Origin of the sequence: Mesorhizobium sp. YR577 (assembly GCF_900116595.1) — a bacterium.
GTDB lineage: Bacteria > Pseudomonadota > Alphaproteobacteria > Rhizobiales > Rhizobiaceae > Mesorhizobium_M.
The window spans coordinates 1-14,557 of the sequence record NZ_FPBI01000034.1 but is presented as its reverse complement, the minus strand read 5'-3'; the positions used below and the strand labels follow the sequence as shown (position 1 = coordinate 14,557).

19 protein-coding genes and 2 pseudogenes are annotated in these 14,557 nt (G+C 57.3%); 8 read left to right on the top strand and 13 right to left on the bottom strand.

Translation table 11 applies throughout. The annotated features are described in order from the left end of the window. Window positions 1-55: 55 nt before the first annotated feature. Together BM413_RS29400 and BM413_RS29395 are read right to left on the bottom strand one after the other, a co-directional pair. Window positions 56-1,054 carry a FecR family protein gene (locus BM413_RS29400; RefSeq protein ID WP_091918402.1) on the bottom strand — a complete coding sequence of 333 codons (999 nt, stop codon included), beginning with the start codon at window positions 1,052-1,054 and terminating at the stop codon, window positions 56-58. Between the two features lie 100 nt (window positions 1,055-1,154). Then, window positions 1,155-1,688: an RNA polymerase sigma factor gene (locus BM413_RS29395; protein ID WP_091918401.1), complete on the bottom strand. Its 534-nt coding sequence runs from the start codon at window positions 1,686-1,688 to the stop codon at window positions 1,155-1,157. A gap of 720 nt (window positions 1,689-2,408) precedes the next feature. On the opposite strand from BM413_RS29395, the gene BM413_RS29390 reads away from it, so the two are divergent. The 4 genes from BM413_RS29390 to BM413_RS33310 all read left to right on the top strand — a co-directional run bounded on the left by BM413_RS29390 (window position 2,409) and on the right by BM413_RS33310 (window position 5,212). Further along, a complete protein-coding gene (locus BM413_RS29390) occupies window positions 2,409-2,954 on the top strand; it encodes a sigma-70 family RNA polymerase sigma factor (protein WP_091918400.1) in 546 nt (181 codons plus the stop codon). After that, the gene (locus tag BM413_RS29385) at window positions 2,938-3,711 is read left to right on the top strand and encodes an anti-sigma factor family protein (RefSeq protein ID WP_091918399.1); all 774 of its coding nucleotides are present in this window, start codon (window positions 2,938-2,940) and stop codon (window positions 3,709-3,711) included. The genes BM413_RS29390 and BM413_RS29385 overlap by 17 nt, the downstream gene beginning before the upstream one ends. A 26-nt stretch (window positions 3,712-3,737) precedes the next feature. Then, window positions 3,738-4,457, top strand: coding sequence for a Bax inhibitor-1/YccA family protein (locus BM413_RS29380; RefSeq protein WP_091918398.1), 720 nt, complete (start codon window positions 3,738-3,740; stop codon window positions 4,455-4,457). 599 nt (window positions 4,458-5,056) lie between these two features. Continuing rightward, a complete protein-coding gene (locus tag BM413_RS33310) occupies window positions 5,057-5,212 on the top strand; it encodes a hypothetical protein (RefSeq protein ID WP_175544489.1) in 156 nt (51 codons plus the stop codon). 137 nt (window positions 5,213-5,349) lie between these two features. Here the strand turns inward: BM413_RS33310 and BM413_RS33305 are convergent, their stop codons facing one another. The 5 genes from BM413_RS33305 to BM413_RS29350 all read right to left on the bottom strand — a co-directional run bounded on the left by BM413_RS33305 (window position 5,350) and on the right by BM413_RS29350 (window position 7,867). After that, window positions 5,350-5,724, bottom strand: coding sequence for a hypothetical protein (locus BM413_RS33305; RefSeq protein WP_175544488.1), 375 nt, complete (start codon window positions 5,722-5,724; stop codon window positions 5,350-5,352). A gap of 750 nt (window positions 5,725-6,474) precedes the next feature. Further along, window positions 6,475-6,660, bottom strand: coding sequence for a hypothetical protein (locus BM413_RS32850; RefSeq protein ID WP_139238691.1), 186 nt, complete (start codon window positions 6,658-6,660; stop codon window positions 6,475-6,477). Between the two features lie 98 nt (window positions 6,661-6,758). Beyond that, a complete protein-coding gene (locus BM413_RS29360; RefSeq protein WP_091918395.1) occupies window positions 6,759-6,944 on the bottom strand; it encodes a hypothetical protein in 186 nt (61 codons plus the stop codon). Between the two features lie 66 nt (window positions 6,945-7,010). Then, window positions 7,011-7,316: a DUF982 domain-containing protein gene (locus BM413_RS29355; protein ID WP_091918394.1), complete on the bottom strand. Its 306-nt coding sequence runs from the start codon at window positions 7,314-7,316 to the stop codon at window positions 7,011-7,013. Window positions 7,317-7,471: 155 nt separating this feature from the next. After that, window positions 7,472-7,867, bottom strand: a complete 396-nt coding sequence (locus BM413_RS29350; protein WP_091918393.1) for a hypothetical protein — start codon at window positions 7,865-7,867, stop codon at window positions 7,472-7,474. A 777-nt stretch (window positions 7,868-8,644) separates the two neighbouring features. Here BM413_RS29350 and BM413_RS29345 point away from each other — a divergent pair. Further along, window positions 8,645-8,779, top strand: a complete 135-nt coding sequence (locus BM413_RS29345; protein ID WP_091918392.1) for a DUF1963 domain-containing protein — start codon at window positions 8,645-8,647, stop codon at window positions 8,777-8,779. A 68-nt stretch (window positions 8,780-8,847) separates the two neighbouring features. Here the strand turns inward: BM413_RS29345 and BM413_RS29340 are convergent, their stop codons facing one another. Continuing rightward, the gene (locus tag BM413_RS29340) at window positions 8,848-9,813 is read right to left on the bottom strand and encodes a hypothetical protein (protein ID WP_139238690.1); all 966 of its coding nucleotides are present in this window, start codon (window positions 9,811-9,813) and stop codon (window positions 8,848-8,850) included. 263 nt (window positions 9,814-10,076) lie between these two features. Between BM413_RS29340 and BM413_RS29335 the strand changes: the two genes are divergently transcribed. After that, complete coding sequence (locus tag BM413_RS29335) at window positions 10,077-10,520, top strand: glutathione S-transferase family protein (RefSeq protein WP_091918390.1); 444 nt, start codon at window positions 10,077-10,079, stop codon at window positions 10,518-10,520. A 54-nt stretch (window positions 10,521-10,574) separates the two neighbouring features. Here BM413_RS29335 and BM413_RS29330 read toward each other — a convergent pair whose 3' ends face one another. The 3 genes from BM413_RS29330 to BM413_RS29320 all read right to left on the bottom strand — a co-directional run bounded on the left by BM413_RS29330 (window position 10,575) and on the right by BM413_RS29320 (window position 12,017). Beyond that, a complete protein-coding gene (locus tag BM413_RS29330) occupies window positions 10,575-10,994 on the bottom strand; it encodes a DMT family transporter (RefSeq protein ID WP_244538091.1) in 420 nt (139 codons plus the stop codon). 90 nt (window positions 10,995-11,084) lie between these two features. After that, a complete protein-coding gene (locus BM413_RS29325; protein ID WP_139238689.1) occupies window positions 11,085-11,699 on the bottom strand; it encodes a hypothetical protein in 615 nt (204 codons plus the stop codon). A 45-nt stretch (window positions 11,700-11,744) separates the two neighbouring features. Next, complete coding sequence (locus BM413_RS29320) at window positions 11,745-12,017, bottom strand: hypothetical protein (protein WP_091918388.1); 273 nt, start codon at window positions 12,015-12,017, stop codon at window positions 11,745-11,747. A gap of 102 nt (window positions 12,018-12,119) precedes the next feature. Between BM413_RS29320 and BM413_RS29315 the strand changes: the two genes are divergently transcribed. Then, complete coding sequence (locus BM413_RS29315; RefSeq protein WP_091918387.1) at window positions 12,120-12,590, top strand: Lrp/AsnC family transcriptional regulator; 471 nt, start codon at window positions 12,120-12,122, stop codon at window positions 12,588-12,590. 337 nt (window positions 12,591-12,927) lie between these two features. Here the strand turns inward: BM413_RS29315 and msrA are convergent. Continuing rightward, window positions 12,928-13,377 (bottom strand): annotated as a pseudogene (gene msrA / locus BM413_RS29310) (peptide-methionine (S)-S-oxide reductase MsrA); the annotation flags it as partial. Window positions 13,378-13,571: 194 nt separating this feature from the next. On the opposite strand from msrA, the gene BM413_RS34075 reads away from it, so the two are divergent. Further along, window positions 13,572-14,171 (top strand): cold-shock protein, encoded by a 600-nt coding sequence (locus BM413_RS34075; protein WP_091918421.1) that lies wholly within the window; start codon window positions 13,572-13,574, stop codon window positions 14,169-14,171. On the opposite strand, the pseudogene BM413_RS33300 reads toward BM413_RS34075, so the two are convergent. Beyond that, window positions 14,168-14,557: pseudogene (locus BM413_RS33300) on the bottom strand (hypothetical protein); the annotation flags it as partial. The gene BM413_RS34075 and the pseudogene BM413_RS33300 overlap by 4 nt on opposite strands.

The following is a 14,557-nucleotide window of genomic DNA, read 5'->3' as shown; positions in this document are numbered from 1 at the left end:
GAGAAAGCCGTTTGCCTAAAGACGATGTCACAACTTTTTTGAATAAAAATGTGGATCAGGAGATCAGCAGCATGACGCCGGGAATTCGGCGCACTGAAAGTCCTTGTGTTTTTGCCAGCGCCTGCACGGCGGCAAACGCTTCCGCGGTCGAGAAGATCGCACTCACGGGCACCGATGCATCGATGCCGGGCCGCATCACGATCCGCTCGGGAACATAGCGGCCGAGCTCGGCCATTGCGCGGGAAAACGGCTGGCCCTCGAAAATGATACGCCCATTTCGCCATGCAAGCACCGCTTCGGCGTCGGCGGCATACGCGGGTCGCGGTGCCTCTCCGCGCGCATACACGGTTTGCTCGTTCGCGGTCATCTCGATACTCACGATGCTGAAATCGTCCATCGCGGAAGGGCTTGCCGGCCCGGCGACATTCAAACACCCTTCGGCTGCCGTAACCGTCGCTATCCCATCAAGTATCCCGACGGAGAAGCGACCGGTATTGGTGCTGCTGTTGCCGCCCAACGCGGCCACCTGAAACATCGCGTCCTGATCCGGAACGACTTTGAATTCCGCTTCGCCTTTCAGAAGCTCGACCAGCCTGAGACCGGGCCGATAGCCGACACTGACGGCACTGTCCGTATTGAGGATCGCAACCGAGCCGTCCGGCAGCGGGAACTCCGTCTGGTCGCCGACTGCGGTGGTGAAATCGGCACTCCACCAGACCTGCAGGCTTGGAGCCGCGACCAGAGCGACTGCCGCGGCTGCCGTGGCCGCGCCCCCCAGCAGAAAAGTGCGTCGTCCCATCAAAGCTCGTTGGCTCGGTCTGGCGGCGGCAAGCGGCGGCATGCCGACCGGCTTCACATCGAGTCCCTGCAATTGCTGCCAGAACAGGCGCTCGTGCTCGAAAGCGCGCCTGTGCTCGGGGGACCGGTCCCGCCACGCCTTGAACCGCTTCAAATCAGCGTCGCTGACATTGCCCGAAGTCAGCCGCACGATCCAGTCACGTGCGTCCAGGCTGATGCGGCGTTCAATGTCGTTGCGTTTCTGGTGCTCGTCCATGCGCTCGAAAGCTGATGCGGATAGGGGCTCGATTTCGAGCTGTTCTAACCTATTGACGCGTGAACGTACTCGCTACCTAAACACTTATCCGGAAAATTTCTCAGTCGGAAAGTTCATCGCGCAGATCGGCGAGCCGTTCAAGGGCTCGGCGGATATGATAATAAACGGCTTCATCGGTGATGCCGTGCAGTTCTGCAAGCCGGCGATGGGATATGCCGTCGATCCGGTTCATCAGAAAGATATTGCGGGTTTTTTCCGGTAGTTCGTCCAGAATCTTCCTGACCGCTTTCAGGTTTTCCCGACCGATCAGCGTGCGTTCCGGCGAAACCAAATCGCAGTTTTCCCCCAGAATGTCGGCAAGTTCGCTATCGATTTCGTTGCGCCGGCGTTGGTTGCGCAGATGGTCGGTAACGGCATGCTGTGCAACGCGCGTGATGAAGCCGGCCGGATTGCGGATCGCGCCATCCTCTAGCCCGGCGTTTTCCAGTTTCAACCAAGCGTCCTGCATCAGGTCCTCGGCTGTCGCTGAGCAACCGGTTCGCGCCTTCGCAGCCGCATCCAACCGAGGGCGAACCCTCACAAAGGCGGCGATCAGTTTTCCGAGAGACAGCCTGTCCACACCAGCCCACAACATGAGAACGACAATGAAGCTCCTGAACCAGAAGCCACTTTGACGTAAGGGATTGAGAAAAACGCTGCAATGGCAATGATTTAGAGAAGTTCTAATATTCCGCCAAAATCTTGCCTGCCAGTGTCATGTTTAGTGCTTGATTCTATTGATACGGAGAAGCGTCGGCGCTCTTGGAGTGTCAGATTGAGGGTCGTCATCGGACGATCATTTCCAAGGGTGGCGTTGCAAATCTGCAACAGCATACGACAGCAAGCAGTCAATGCCAGCTCGGTGCAGGCTCGACGAAACACGGTGCCGTCTGACCCTTCCATTGAACGGAAAAATCCGATCATCGTTGTTTTGTTGGTAGAGCCGCTGCTCCTCCACAATTGTCCATGCGTCGGAGCTGATGACTGTGACAAAGAGTCGAAGACCCGTTGCGAGAGGAAAACTAGAAGTCGGGATTAGGATTCGAGAGAGACCGGAAGCCAAAAAAATATAAATGCCATAGCCAAAGTAACGGCATGCTCCTCTTGCCATCTAAGCGCGAACCAAACGGCAAGGTTCATGATCACGCTACCACCGCGGCCGTTGTGGGCGGCAGCGCCTCTGTGAAAGTTTCTGTTGTCCCCGCCGGACTTTGATGAATGGCGTACCGAGGAGTATCAAAGAAAGGGCGATCAGCTCCAGAAAGAAAGTCGTCGCCTGAGGGATTAAAACCGTTCGCTGTTCCGTAAACCTGTCATGGATCGAATGAAACCACGCTTCGACGTCATAGGCCAGCTTGGCTCGATGCGCCGTTATGCCCGCTCGCTGACGCGTGATGCGATTGACGCAGAAGACGTGGTTCACGACGCGCTGGTCCGCGCCTATGAACGTCGGGAAACGTTCCGGCAGGGCGATAGCCTGCGCGCCTGGCTGCTTTCGGTCTTGCATAATTCCTTTATCGACGGGGTCCGTTCGCGCCGTGCCGAAGCTGCCCGGGTCGTGCAATCCGGATACCTCGCCGAAATCCGGATGGAGCCCCACCAGGATCACGTCGTGCGGCTCGCGCAGGTGAGGGAGGCGTTCCTCGACTTGCCGGAAGAGCAGCGCTCGGCCTTGCATCTGGTTGCTGTCGAAGGGCTTTCTTACCAGGAAGCCGCCTCTGCGCTCGACATCCCACTTGGCACGCTCATGTCACGCATAGGACGGGCAAGAGCCAGCTTGCGCGAGATGGAAGACAATGTGGCAGGGCAGCCGAAGAGCCGCCTCAGGATCGTGGGAGGCTGTGATGACCGAGATTCGTGATCCCGTCGTGGACACTGACCTCGACGCCTATGTGGATGATCAGCTGGACGCTGGTCGCCGGATCGAGGTCGAGGCCTATCTTTCGGGCAACCCGGAAACCGCGGCGCGCGTCATGTCCGATCTTCGGGCTCGTGGCGAGTTGCGTCTCGCCTTGGCAGGGCCAAAAGGCATGGCCCGTCCCGCGACCGGTGATGCGGCTCGCCGCCTGGAACGTGGTCTGGCTCGCAGGAGATTGGTCGGTAGCCTGCAGCGCGTAGCGGCGATTGCAGTTTTCGTAGGAGTGGGCTGGATGGCGCATGCTGGATTTGGCCCGCTGGTCATATCGGAAGTCGTGGCATCCACGCCGCCTCCAGACTACGTGAACGATGCGGTGATGTCGCACAGGACAACCGCCCTTCGCGCCTCCATGGCCTCGCAGCCGGCGGTTCCGGACTATGATCCCGATGAAATTCGTGCGGCAACGGCGATTGTCATGCCAGGGCTGCCCAAGGACTGGCAGGTGGCGGACGTACAGCTGTTTCCCTCCAAGTTCGGGCCAAGCGTGGAAATGGCAATCAAGACCGAGAAATTAGGTGCCGTTTCGCTGTTTGCGGTGCGTCCGGGCACGTTCGATGTGGTCAAGCCCACTGTTGCCGACATGCAGGATGTGACTGCGGCCTATTTCCAGATCGGCGAAGTCGCCTATGCGCTCGTTGCGAAGGCTGACGCACTCGATCTCGACCGAGCGGCAAGCCAGCTCTCCGACACGCTTTATTGATCCAGTCAACCTAGGGAGATTTCAGGATGAACACTCCATTCCAATCGGGAATGAACACGGCTCGCAGCCAGTCTGCGACAGTGTTCGACGAGGGCCTGCGGCGGCATATGCTGCGGGTCTACAACTATATGGGCCTCGGGCTGGTGCTGACGGGTATCGTCGCCTTCGTCGTCGGCTCCACCCCGGCGCTCTACGTGCCAATCTTCTCGACGCCGCTGAAATGGGTGGTGATGCTCGCGCCACTGGCTTTCGTGCTTGTCTTCTCGTTTCGCATGCAGTCGATGTCGGCGGCCGGAGCGCAGATGATGTTCTGGGCGTTCTGCGCGGTCATGGGGCTATCGCTGGCCGCTGTATTCCTGGTTTTCACCGGCACCAGCATTGCCCGTACCTTCTTCATCGCGGCAACCATGTTCGGCGCAACCAGCCTTTACGGCTACACCACCAAGCGTGATCTCTCGCAATTCTCGTCGTTCCTGATCATGGGCCTGATCGGCGTGGTCATCGCCAGTCTGGTAAACCTCTTCATCGGATCGACAGCACTGCAATTTGCGATTTCGGTCATCGGCATCTTCGTCTTTGTCGGCCTGACGGCATGGGACACGCAGACGATCAAGGAGCAGTATGCCGAGAATTTCGGTGCCGAATCCCAGCAGAAACTCGCGGTCTTCGGAGCTTTCTCGCTCTATCTGAACTTCATCAACATCTTCCAGCTCCTGCTGACCTTCACGGGCCAGCGCGAGGAATAGCAGTCAGGTCAGAGCATCATAATGGACAGACAGGACCAGCAGGCCATCGTCGGCCTCTTCGACAAGCTTGCCCGATGTTGCGCGGCAATCGCCGCCGTGCGACCAGTAAGCGGAAGCCTATATCGGCGAGCAGATCGCCTGCCAGCCTGGAGCTCCTTACTATATGGCACAACCCATCATTGTGCAGGAGCAGGCGCTGAATGCAGCCCTGGCCCGGATTGAAGAACTCGAATGCGGTACCGAGGCAAAATCTGCATCAGGCGGACTGCTTTCCGGAATATTCGGCGAGGATCGCCAGTCTTCGAAGTCGACACATTCCGTTCCACGGATTGGGCGTGCCCCTTCAACGGAACAGGACGATGCGATCTCGCAAGGGTATGCGGCCTTGGAATGTCATTGCGGGAGATCTCCGCAAAGACCGGCGATCCCCGCGCCTCACTGCGGACCCCGTTACGAATAGGGCTGGATAACCTGGCGATGCACTACAAGATCACCGCCCGTCCCCGGCGAAGTGTCTCAGCTTGACGCTACGCCTGTCGCGAGCCTCGCCGAACTCCTATATGCTTATCGGAATGCATGCAGTGCAGGAGGCTGAAGCCATGACGGTATACGGCGTTCTCATGTCGTTCGGCGGGCTCATTTTGGCGGGTATCATTATCAAAGGTTTTTGGAGCGGCGACCGCGTCAAATCAATTGAGCAACCGGACGATTGGCAGAAGCATAATGCTGGCGGCGGACCTCCGGGAGGAAGCTGATGCCAACCGGTCCTAAAGGGCTAATCCCGCCAACGTGTTCGGCCAGTCCACTTGACGGTGGGATTCAGTAACGTAGATTCGTCCGTAACGTGGTGATTTGTGCCACACGAGCCCGCCCGTGAGGCGGGTTTTCTGTTTCAAGCATGAGCAAAGTGCCCGATCGGGTAATCGGGTGTCATGGCTCGTTCAAAGAAGAAGACGCCGATCGTAGGCATGACGTCCGCCGAAAGCGACAAGCCATTTAAGGCTGCCGAGCACCGGCGCGAGCGTCGCAGTGTACGTCGCGCTTTGGATAGCGGCGAGGATGTCCCTGAGTGCTTCGTGGTTATCTCCACTGGATCGATGCGGACGGCTACGACGGTGCGTGTACCAATGTCGGTGCAGCGATAAGTTTTGCCATTCGCATCGAATTCCATACCGATATGGAAGTCCGCGGGTTTGAGGGAACTGTTCCGCCCATAGTCCAGGGCGTTCAGCCCTGCCTCAATCTTTTCGAATGCGGTCTTGCTCATACCGGCGTTCCCCTCAATCGAGCGCGTGCCGAAACTATTTACGATTTTAGCACCGTGAGGAAGTGGTCATCCCCCCGGGCTCATAACTTGGAGAATGCGCGTTCAAATCGCACCGATGCAAACATTTCTCTGCAAAACGGGCATATCGCGTTTGCTTCGGGTTGGAGGCGGTAGAATTCTCCGCCGCCGGGCTGTCTCTCAGTTGTTAGACGTGACGACGCGGTCTTGAATAAACCGCAATGGGTATTCATATAGAGCGGGTGTAGCGCGTCCCCATCATGAGGTTGATGCGCGGAGGCTTTCCTTTTTTGTCCGACCACGGATGTACTGGCGAGTTGAGAAGTTAAGCCGCACATCTCATCTGAGACGCCGAAGCCGTTGGGAATTTCCCGGCGGCTTTTTCGTTTGAGCGGGTTGCCATTCTTCGTCCTGCGATTAGATCAGGAACGGCGACCAGTCGCCCTGATCTATGATCTGTCCGAATGTTCCGAAACAGTTCTTTCGGGTGAGGCTATCGAGCTTTTAGGCCTAAATCCCCCGCAGAGTTTCGCCCAAAGAAGGAACGCCCACACCTCTGAGAGGGCGGTAGTGATGGTACCGATCTGGTCAGCCACTTGATATGATCCTCAACTAGCAGCGGATGCTCCGAGAGAGGAAGCTGTTCAACAGCTTCTGAGCCAGGTTCGACTCCTGGCGACCGCCTCGTCGCGTCGGGGCAAGCCCGATAGATACGAAATGGCGAGGCGAGCGCTATAGCCTGTCAGAACTTGCTGAAATGACGATGTCTTTCTTTTCCCAACGATGGGTATTGCCGCAATGAGGGCAGGACACCGAGCCACCCTCGATCTCCGCCTTGGCAAAGGCCTCGGGCTTCATGCACACGCCGGTAGTCACCGAGTATCCCGTCACCGGGCAGCAAAACACGAGCTTGGACACCACGTCCTCTTCAATATCTTAACTTACTCGGTCAGGAAATCACACATGGCTTTGGCCGACAAGCGTGCGCGGGGTTACGAGGCTGTCACCTCGCCATTCTACTTCGTCCGCCGTGCCGCCAGATACATGATCGCCATTGCCGCCTGCTTTCGTTGCCAGCCAGCTGCCTCAGCTCTGTCAAGTAACTCGTCTAGAAAAGGCTCCATCGCATTTCGGCATTCGATTTCATACTTGAGGTCGGTCGCCGGAAGGACCGGCTGAATAATGTCCAGGTTTTTGGCCATTGTTGCCATGCTCCTTGAAATGATGGCCGGCGGCATGAAAATCACGCCGCCGTAATACAACTTTCGCTAAGCCGTAACGCCGCCGCCACGGCTGGGATTCGGAGCCAACATCCACGGCATCGGCGTTGTGACTTCTTCGAGGATTTTCACCGATCTGGCGAAGCTTACGAAAGCTTCGCGCGCAGCGGATCGCGGATAATCGCTGTCAAAGGCTTTCTGGCAGGCGCGAAGGGCGGTTTCGTAGATCGGGCCGCGTCTATTGTTCGGCCACTCATAGAGAAATTCCAGCGCATCTTCGAGGCAGGAAATCTCCTGGATAAGGACATTTCCGTCTTTCACGAAAACAGGGCTGTCGAACATCCGATCGTTCATCAGATCCTCCAAGTCAAACGAAAATTGAGTTTCGGGTTAGGTCACAGCCGCCAACGGCCCGTGGCCCGCCAAAAAAAAATATGTCGGCCGAATTTGGTCGTCAAGATCAGGACGGCGAACGGACGAGGCGAAAGCCTGCCCTCCGGCTCTACGGTTTAATCAGCACTGTCGTCATCTGGGTTATCGACTTCGCAGCCGATGCCATGGCAGCCCTGATAGTTACCTTGCGTGTCAAAGTTCGGATTGCCGTCCTTGTCGTATTGGGGTCTGTCATCGATGACGCTGGCACGCGCATTGGCATTGAGAGCATCCCGGCGTGCCTGGTCTCTTGCATCTTGCCGTTCCAACGATTCCATTGTGCGGCGCTGGTCATCGGCACGTTGTTGGTCTTGATCCATCATGCAATCAGCAAAGCGGTTGGTGCCCGGTCGATAGCCGTACGAAGCGCACTTATCCTGGTCCATGGCTCTCTGATCTTCGGAGCTGACACAACCGGCGACCGCCAGTGGCACAAGAGCGATCAGCAGATATCTTGTCTTGAAATAAAGCACCTAGTCCCTCCAGATTTTCAGCCGGCATCCAGCCAGCCTCCAACGCTAATAAGTTGAGTCGCAGCGGGACAATAAACTGTTACAACTTGTCGTAACTGGATGTTAGGCCCAGACAAGATGGGTGGGAAGCGAACGGTCAGTCCGTTCCCGAGTTAAGCGGTGTGATCTCGCCCGCAGCGTGAGCATTTCCTGTTCGGCCATGGATGGTGGGCGTTGAAAAACTTCCCCTCAGTTCTAAGCAGCGAACATCCACACTCCGGGCAGGAAAACAAGTAGTACGCGGTAAAGCCAAGGACGCCCCAGATCAGCAGTGCGAGATGGGACCATTTTGGGCCGAACGTATGTTCCACGAACGGCTGCCAGTACGGCAGCGTTATCAAGAGCAAGACGGTCGAGCCCATGAAGAGCCATGCTTTCAAATAAAGTGACATGGGCGCCAGCTTATGCCGATTCTGCTAAATCAACGCCATGAGGCATCGCCCAAGCGCAGGCAAAGGGCAAGACGGCTGACAACGCGTATGTACCTGCCGGCTTCAAAGCGAACCGCAGCTTATTTATTTACGGAACACACGATCATTTGCCATCGAATGGGGGAATGCTGTGAATGGTTCTGCGATGGAAGTTGGACGCCTTGGTTTGATACGTGTGAAATTGCGCCGAACAGTGACCCCACGCCGACCGGGATTAATCGGCTGATTTCATTGCGAAAATGAACTGCCGTTCAGCGCTGAATTCTGGAGTGTTGCGGAGCGCATCCAACCGCTGGCCGAGCAATGGATGCTTCTGCTGCAAATCGGCGATTACGACAACATGATCAACGACTTCGACGGGCTGTTCTACGTCTGGATAAAGCGCGAGCATCTTCGCGCACGCGACTTTTCAAAGGCGAAATTTGTGTTTCAGACGGATTAAGGGGTCGTTTGCGGGAGAGGGCGGAGTCCTGCGTTTGCGGCCAGCTTGCCGGCGATGATCGGGCGTTGCTATGGCGTGACTGATATGGTCGAGACCGTGCGGACAGTCGTCGTGACCGTTGCCTTGCTCACATCGGTACCATCGAAGCTCATGATGTTCACGATAAGCGGAAGATTCTCGACTGTTGCATAGGCGCTCACGCCCGATACTGTGACATTTCCGTCCTTGACAATTCGCTGGGCGACATAGACGGCGCGATCATCGCGACTGACGACGGGTGATCCACCAATCGGAGGACTTTGCCAATAGCGCGGGGTCAACGGCTCTCGGGCGCTGAAACGCTGAAATGCGGCCGCCAGATAAGCCTCTCCGGTCGGTAGATCATCATTGGTCAATAGGTTGAGAGAAATCATACGACGCCAGCGCTGAAGCTTACCTGCTTTCAAGATGTTGCTCGTTTCGCAGTCGACGCCCATCGCGAGGAGATCAGCTTTCCTATCAGCGGGCGGTCTCGCTCGCCGCAGTATCTCCTTCTCGGCGGGGGTCCCGTCCGGAGCAACACGACAAAAACCGTTTGGCATCGAGAGTTCTATTCGTTTGCCGTTGACCTCTGTAGTGAGCTGTTCGCCATTGAGAGGGTCAGCAAGCACTTCGGCAGACGTGCTGTCATGTGAGGCAGATAGCAGACCGGAAGGATCGAAATTGAACGTGACTTTACCCTGAAGGCCAAGACCGACGAGTCGCGGCTCGCATTTTAAGATCGCCCTGACCGCCGCATCTGCAAACGTGTTGTTAATCGGGCCTTCGCCTTTCCGGACAATCTCGGGCTTATCCTTGAGTGAGCCATCAGGCCCGAACGTCGCAGAAACCACAATCTTTCCCGTTGCTCCGGGCGGAGAGCTGAAGCAGGACTCTACTACCTCCTGAATCTTAGAGGCAGCCGAAGTACCCTGTTGTTGCGCCTTCGTCGGCCCTTGAACGATTGCGAACACTCCCGCCGTTATCGCCAAGCTAGCCCAGAACCGTTTGCTCATCATACCTCAGCCGCTTTCCTTCTTGAGTGTACATCTACAATGAACGGCACCGAGGGTCCGCTCGCCCGAATCTCACAAACGAAGGTTTACGATACACGCTCCAAATGCTCGGCGGCAGGGACCATTTCCGCTTCAAAATCCGTATCATAATCAATGCTTCACATACGGTTGGCCGCTAACGTGGGATTTCGCCCTCTCCCGCAAACGACCCCTTAATCCGTCTGAAACACAAATTTCGCCTTTGAAAAGTCGCGTGCGCGAAGATGCTCGCGCTTGATCCAGATGTAGAACAGCCCGTCGAAATCGTTGACCAGCAGGAGCGCTGGATCGCCTCCGCCATGATAATCCAGCAGTACCAGTTTGTATCCTCAGCCATCTACGCCCTCTATTGGATCTCCGACAACCCTTCTCGCATCATCGAACGCGCCGAGGACCATGCTACCGTCAAGGCTCGCTTATTCGACCGCGTCGCTCGCTGCTGGGAATTGATGGGGGCACAATTGCGTCCGGGCAGCTACCTCCTCGGCGAGGACTTGTCGGTTCTCGACCACTATGTGGCCACGGCGTCGCGCTGGTCGCCTGGGCGGCTGCGCTTTTATGAGGTTGCGCCCGGGCTAGCGGAAACAGTACGTCGAGTGGACGCCGACCCTCGGCTGACGGCCATCTGGGCGGAACGTTCCCCGTTTACGCAAGGCTGGGAGCGTTAGGTGTGCGAGTTTCGGATTAATAGAACCTGTCAAAAGAGGAGCAAGATTGTTGGCTTAACCGGGCCTGCCACAAAACTCCCGAGTTTTTTGCCTATTGAATCGCGGACTTTTGCAGCGGCCTAAAATCAGAATCTCCGCGACAGGAAGCGGCGAAACAGCCGGCCGTCTATGATGATCAGGCTCGCCATGATCAATATCATTCCGACAAGCTCGAACACCTTTAACTGCTCTCCAAGAAAAGGCGCTGCTGAGCATGATCGCGCTGACCGGCACTAGCAGCGTCACCAAGGAGGCATTTGTTGCGCCTGCTGAGGTGATGAGATTGAAATAGAGGATGAACGCGATGGCGCGGGCGACCACGGACAGGACCACTGGATGTGATGATGCTTGCCGGGTTGTAGAGCCCAAAACGATCGGCACCATGAGAACCGTCGCGCCGGTAAGCTGCCCGGTGGCGACTACCGTAGGGCTCATGCTCTTGAAGCGCTTCGCATATACAACGGAAGGCGTAGGAGATCGCAGCTTCGCGAGCTCGCGGTCGAGCTTGGTTGTACTGTCCTTCCGCTAGTGGAGGATCGACTTTCCACCCGAGTGTCTGGCCCCGCCATAGACCGCCAGAACAGCCCCTGCGAAATAGATCATTAGACCCGTCATCGTGGCCGGTGCGTAAGCCACGCGACCTTCAACGATTTGAAACAGGAAAACGAACAGTGGACCGATCGCCGTGATTGCAGCCAGTGTCAGGGTGGACATCAGCGATATCGCCTTCTGCATCGCGAAGACCGGAAATGCCATGATCGCGAAGCCGACCAGGATAACACTGAGCAGCCCGTTGGGATCGACCGGCCCTTTCCCATCAAGGCCGAGCCATGCGGCTGAAAGCGCCACCACGATGTAGAGCGGAAACCGCAGCGCATATTGCGCAACTGGTGCGATGCCGAAGCGGTTGAGCCGCTGGCTGTAGATCATCATCGCCGCGAGACTGATGGCAGACACACAGGTCAGCAGCAGTCCGGCGATCCCGGCAGTCCAGCCGCCTCGCACGAAGCCTGATTGTCCAAGCAGCGTGATCGCCGCCAGATAACCGACGCCGATCACCACAGTGATCAGGCCGACGCCTTCGACCCGGTTGCGATGAAGCTTCTGGAACCCCGCAAGCCGAGGCAACCACGATGACAATGGGTATCAGCCCCGAGAACACAGTGAATACCACAGCCGGTTCGATCATTTGAAGCGCGAAGAAATATGCGATCCAGACAAGGGCGTCGAGAGGTTTAACCCGAACAGACTGGCTCCATTGGCGCAGGCAATTTTCAGTTGCTCCGGAGTCCGTACCTTCGCCCAGATCAGCGCTCCGGCAGCCGTGAATCCGAAGACTGCCCCGCCGATCAGGAATGAATCGTAGTCCTGAAATACGCCACCAAAAAACACGGCCTGTGCCGCTTCTAGGATCACAAAGGAAAAGGCCCAGATCAGCCCGAGCGTTGCATTGTTCATCGTCTCACCATACCGATTTTCATTTTGATACGGCGAAAGTGGCGGATAAGGTGGTCAAAATATTCATAAAAATGGCGAATCAGACCACAGGAGGCGCTGCATATGGATAAGCTAGATCTGCGGATCGTCGCCGCGCTTCAGACAGACGGTACGCTCACCAAGGCGGAGCTGGCAGAGGCGGTTGGCTCGACGCCTTCGACCTGCCTGCGCCGGGTCGCGGTGCTGCGGCGAACGGGCGTCCTGAAAGCCTGCGTCTATCTCGCGGACCCGGCCAAACTCGGGCGCAGCATTCGGGCTGTCATCACTGTCACAACGCGCAACCACACCAAGGACGTGCGGTCGTCCTTCGCGTCGCGAGTTTCAGAAGAACCGGCAATCACCCAGGCGTTCGGTGTCACTGGCGATCTGGACGCGGTGCTGATCGGGCATTTCGGCGATATGGAAGAATATCAGGCGCTCTGTGACCGCCTCTTTGACAGTGATCCGGACGTGGTCCGCTACACGACGCTATTCGCCGTCGAGACCTATAAGGAGACGACGAAGATTACGCCTCAAGACGCTGCCCGCAAATGATAGCCGGCGAGCCGTTCATCGGATGTGATAGAAGACATTTGATGCACCGCACCGAACGTCCTAGATGGTGCTCGAAGCCGCTGGCGCAAATTTCCTAGCATTCGAGGCAAACCAGCCGCTTTGAAAGATCGAGGTATTTTTCCGTCGCAACAGTCGGGCGCAAAAGCCGGTGGCAACCAGGGGACTTTTGCGACAACTGAGGGCCGCTTTATCGCCAGCCAATCCGAAAGCTGCCCGACGATCGTTGCCTGAATTTCGGCTCGCTACCCTTCTCTGCGGCACTCTGCTCGGCGGATGCTGTCAGCGCCGCGCGATTGTCGGCCTTGCGGACGCCCTCGCGCTTCTGCAACTTCCAATTTGGTCTCGGGAAATGACAGGTGTAGCCGTTGGGATAGCGCTCGAGATAATCCTGGTGCTCGGGCTCGGCTTCCCAAAAATCGCTGACCGGTGTCACCTCGGTCACGACTTTGCCCGGCCAGAGGCCCGAGGCGTCCGTGTCGGCTATGGTGTCTTCCGCGACACGCTTCTGCTCATCATTTGCGTAGAAGATCGCCGAGCGATAGCTCGCGCCGACATCGTTGCCCTGGCGGTTGCGCGTCGTCGGATCATGGATCTGGAAGAAGAGTTCCAGCAGATCTCGATAGCTGATCGTGTCTGGATCGAACACGATTTCGATCGCCTCGGCGTGGCCGCCATGATTGCAATAAGTGGCGTTGGGCACCTCACCGCCGGTGTAGCCGACGCGGGTGGAAATCACGCCGGGATAGCGGCGGATCAAATCCTGCATGCCCTAGAAGCAGCCGCCGGCAAGAATTGCGCGTTCGGTCGTCATGGCCTCTGACCTCCTGAATTTGGGTTCATCGCCAATATAGGCATTGTTGGCATCTTTTTTCAGTCGCAGGCCATTTGACACAAACTCGTCGCCGATGGAGATTATCCTGAAGCTGGCGCAGTGTGCGCTCCATGTCAGTCGAGACGATCATGGGCAAATATCGAGACCATCGCGAGCCGCGCCGGCATCGGCATGACGATGACCCGGTTTCCTTTTCGGAACGGACTTCCGAGCCAAGCTACTTTCAGCGCCCGTCGTCCGTGGCCGCAGACCCTGTCGACGCCGAGGTGATGTGGTTCAACGTCAGCAAGGGTTTTGGCTTCGTCAAAGTGTCGGACGGCACGGAGGCCTATCTGCATATCCGAGTGTTGGAAGCGGCCGGAAGCCGCGGTGTTTCCGAGGGGACACGTCTCAAGGTCGCCGTCGAAGAAAGTCCAAAAGGTCATCAGGTCACGCAAGTTCTGGAAATCGGCGATCAGATCGCGAAAACGCCGGCACATACACCCCTCGCTGGAGAGTCCATCGCCGGGACGGGTGCGCAGTTGGAGAGCGAGGGCACGGTCAAGTGGTACAATCCCGAAAAGGGCTTTGGCTTCATCGCACCCGATAACGGTGAGAAGGACGTCTTCGTTCATGCCACCACGCTGTCCCGCTCAGGGCTCAGCGTACTGGTGGAGGGACAGAAGGTGTTTGTCGAATGCGGGCAGGGCAAGAAAGGCCTGGAAGTCCGGAGCATTCGCCTAGCCTAGACGCCAATACGTTGGCCAAGGGCCAAATTGCCCCCGATCGCCGCTCGCAGATCGCCGTAATCCTGGCGAAGCTGCCCGGCCGCGTACTTCAGGTCTGCCTCATCCTTGACCATGGCGAACCAGAGACTGGGGTCGATTTGGTTCACCAACGGCGACGATTGGAAATCGCCTGAGAACTTCATGGCAGAAAAATCTTCGAGATCGATCTCGCGTTGAAGCAGTTCGATGGCCTCGACCTGCCTGGCGAGATCCGTGCCGGTTGCCGCTACGGCTCGGTTCGACCCACCATCTGCGGGATCGATATAGGCTCCCCCATCGTCCAGCACCGGGTCGATCTCGGCGACGAATTCAAGCAGCGGTGCCGCGCGGCTCAGCCTTACACCGAG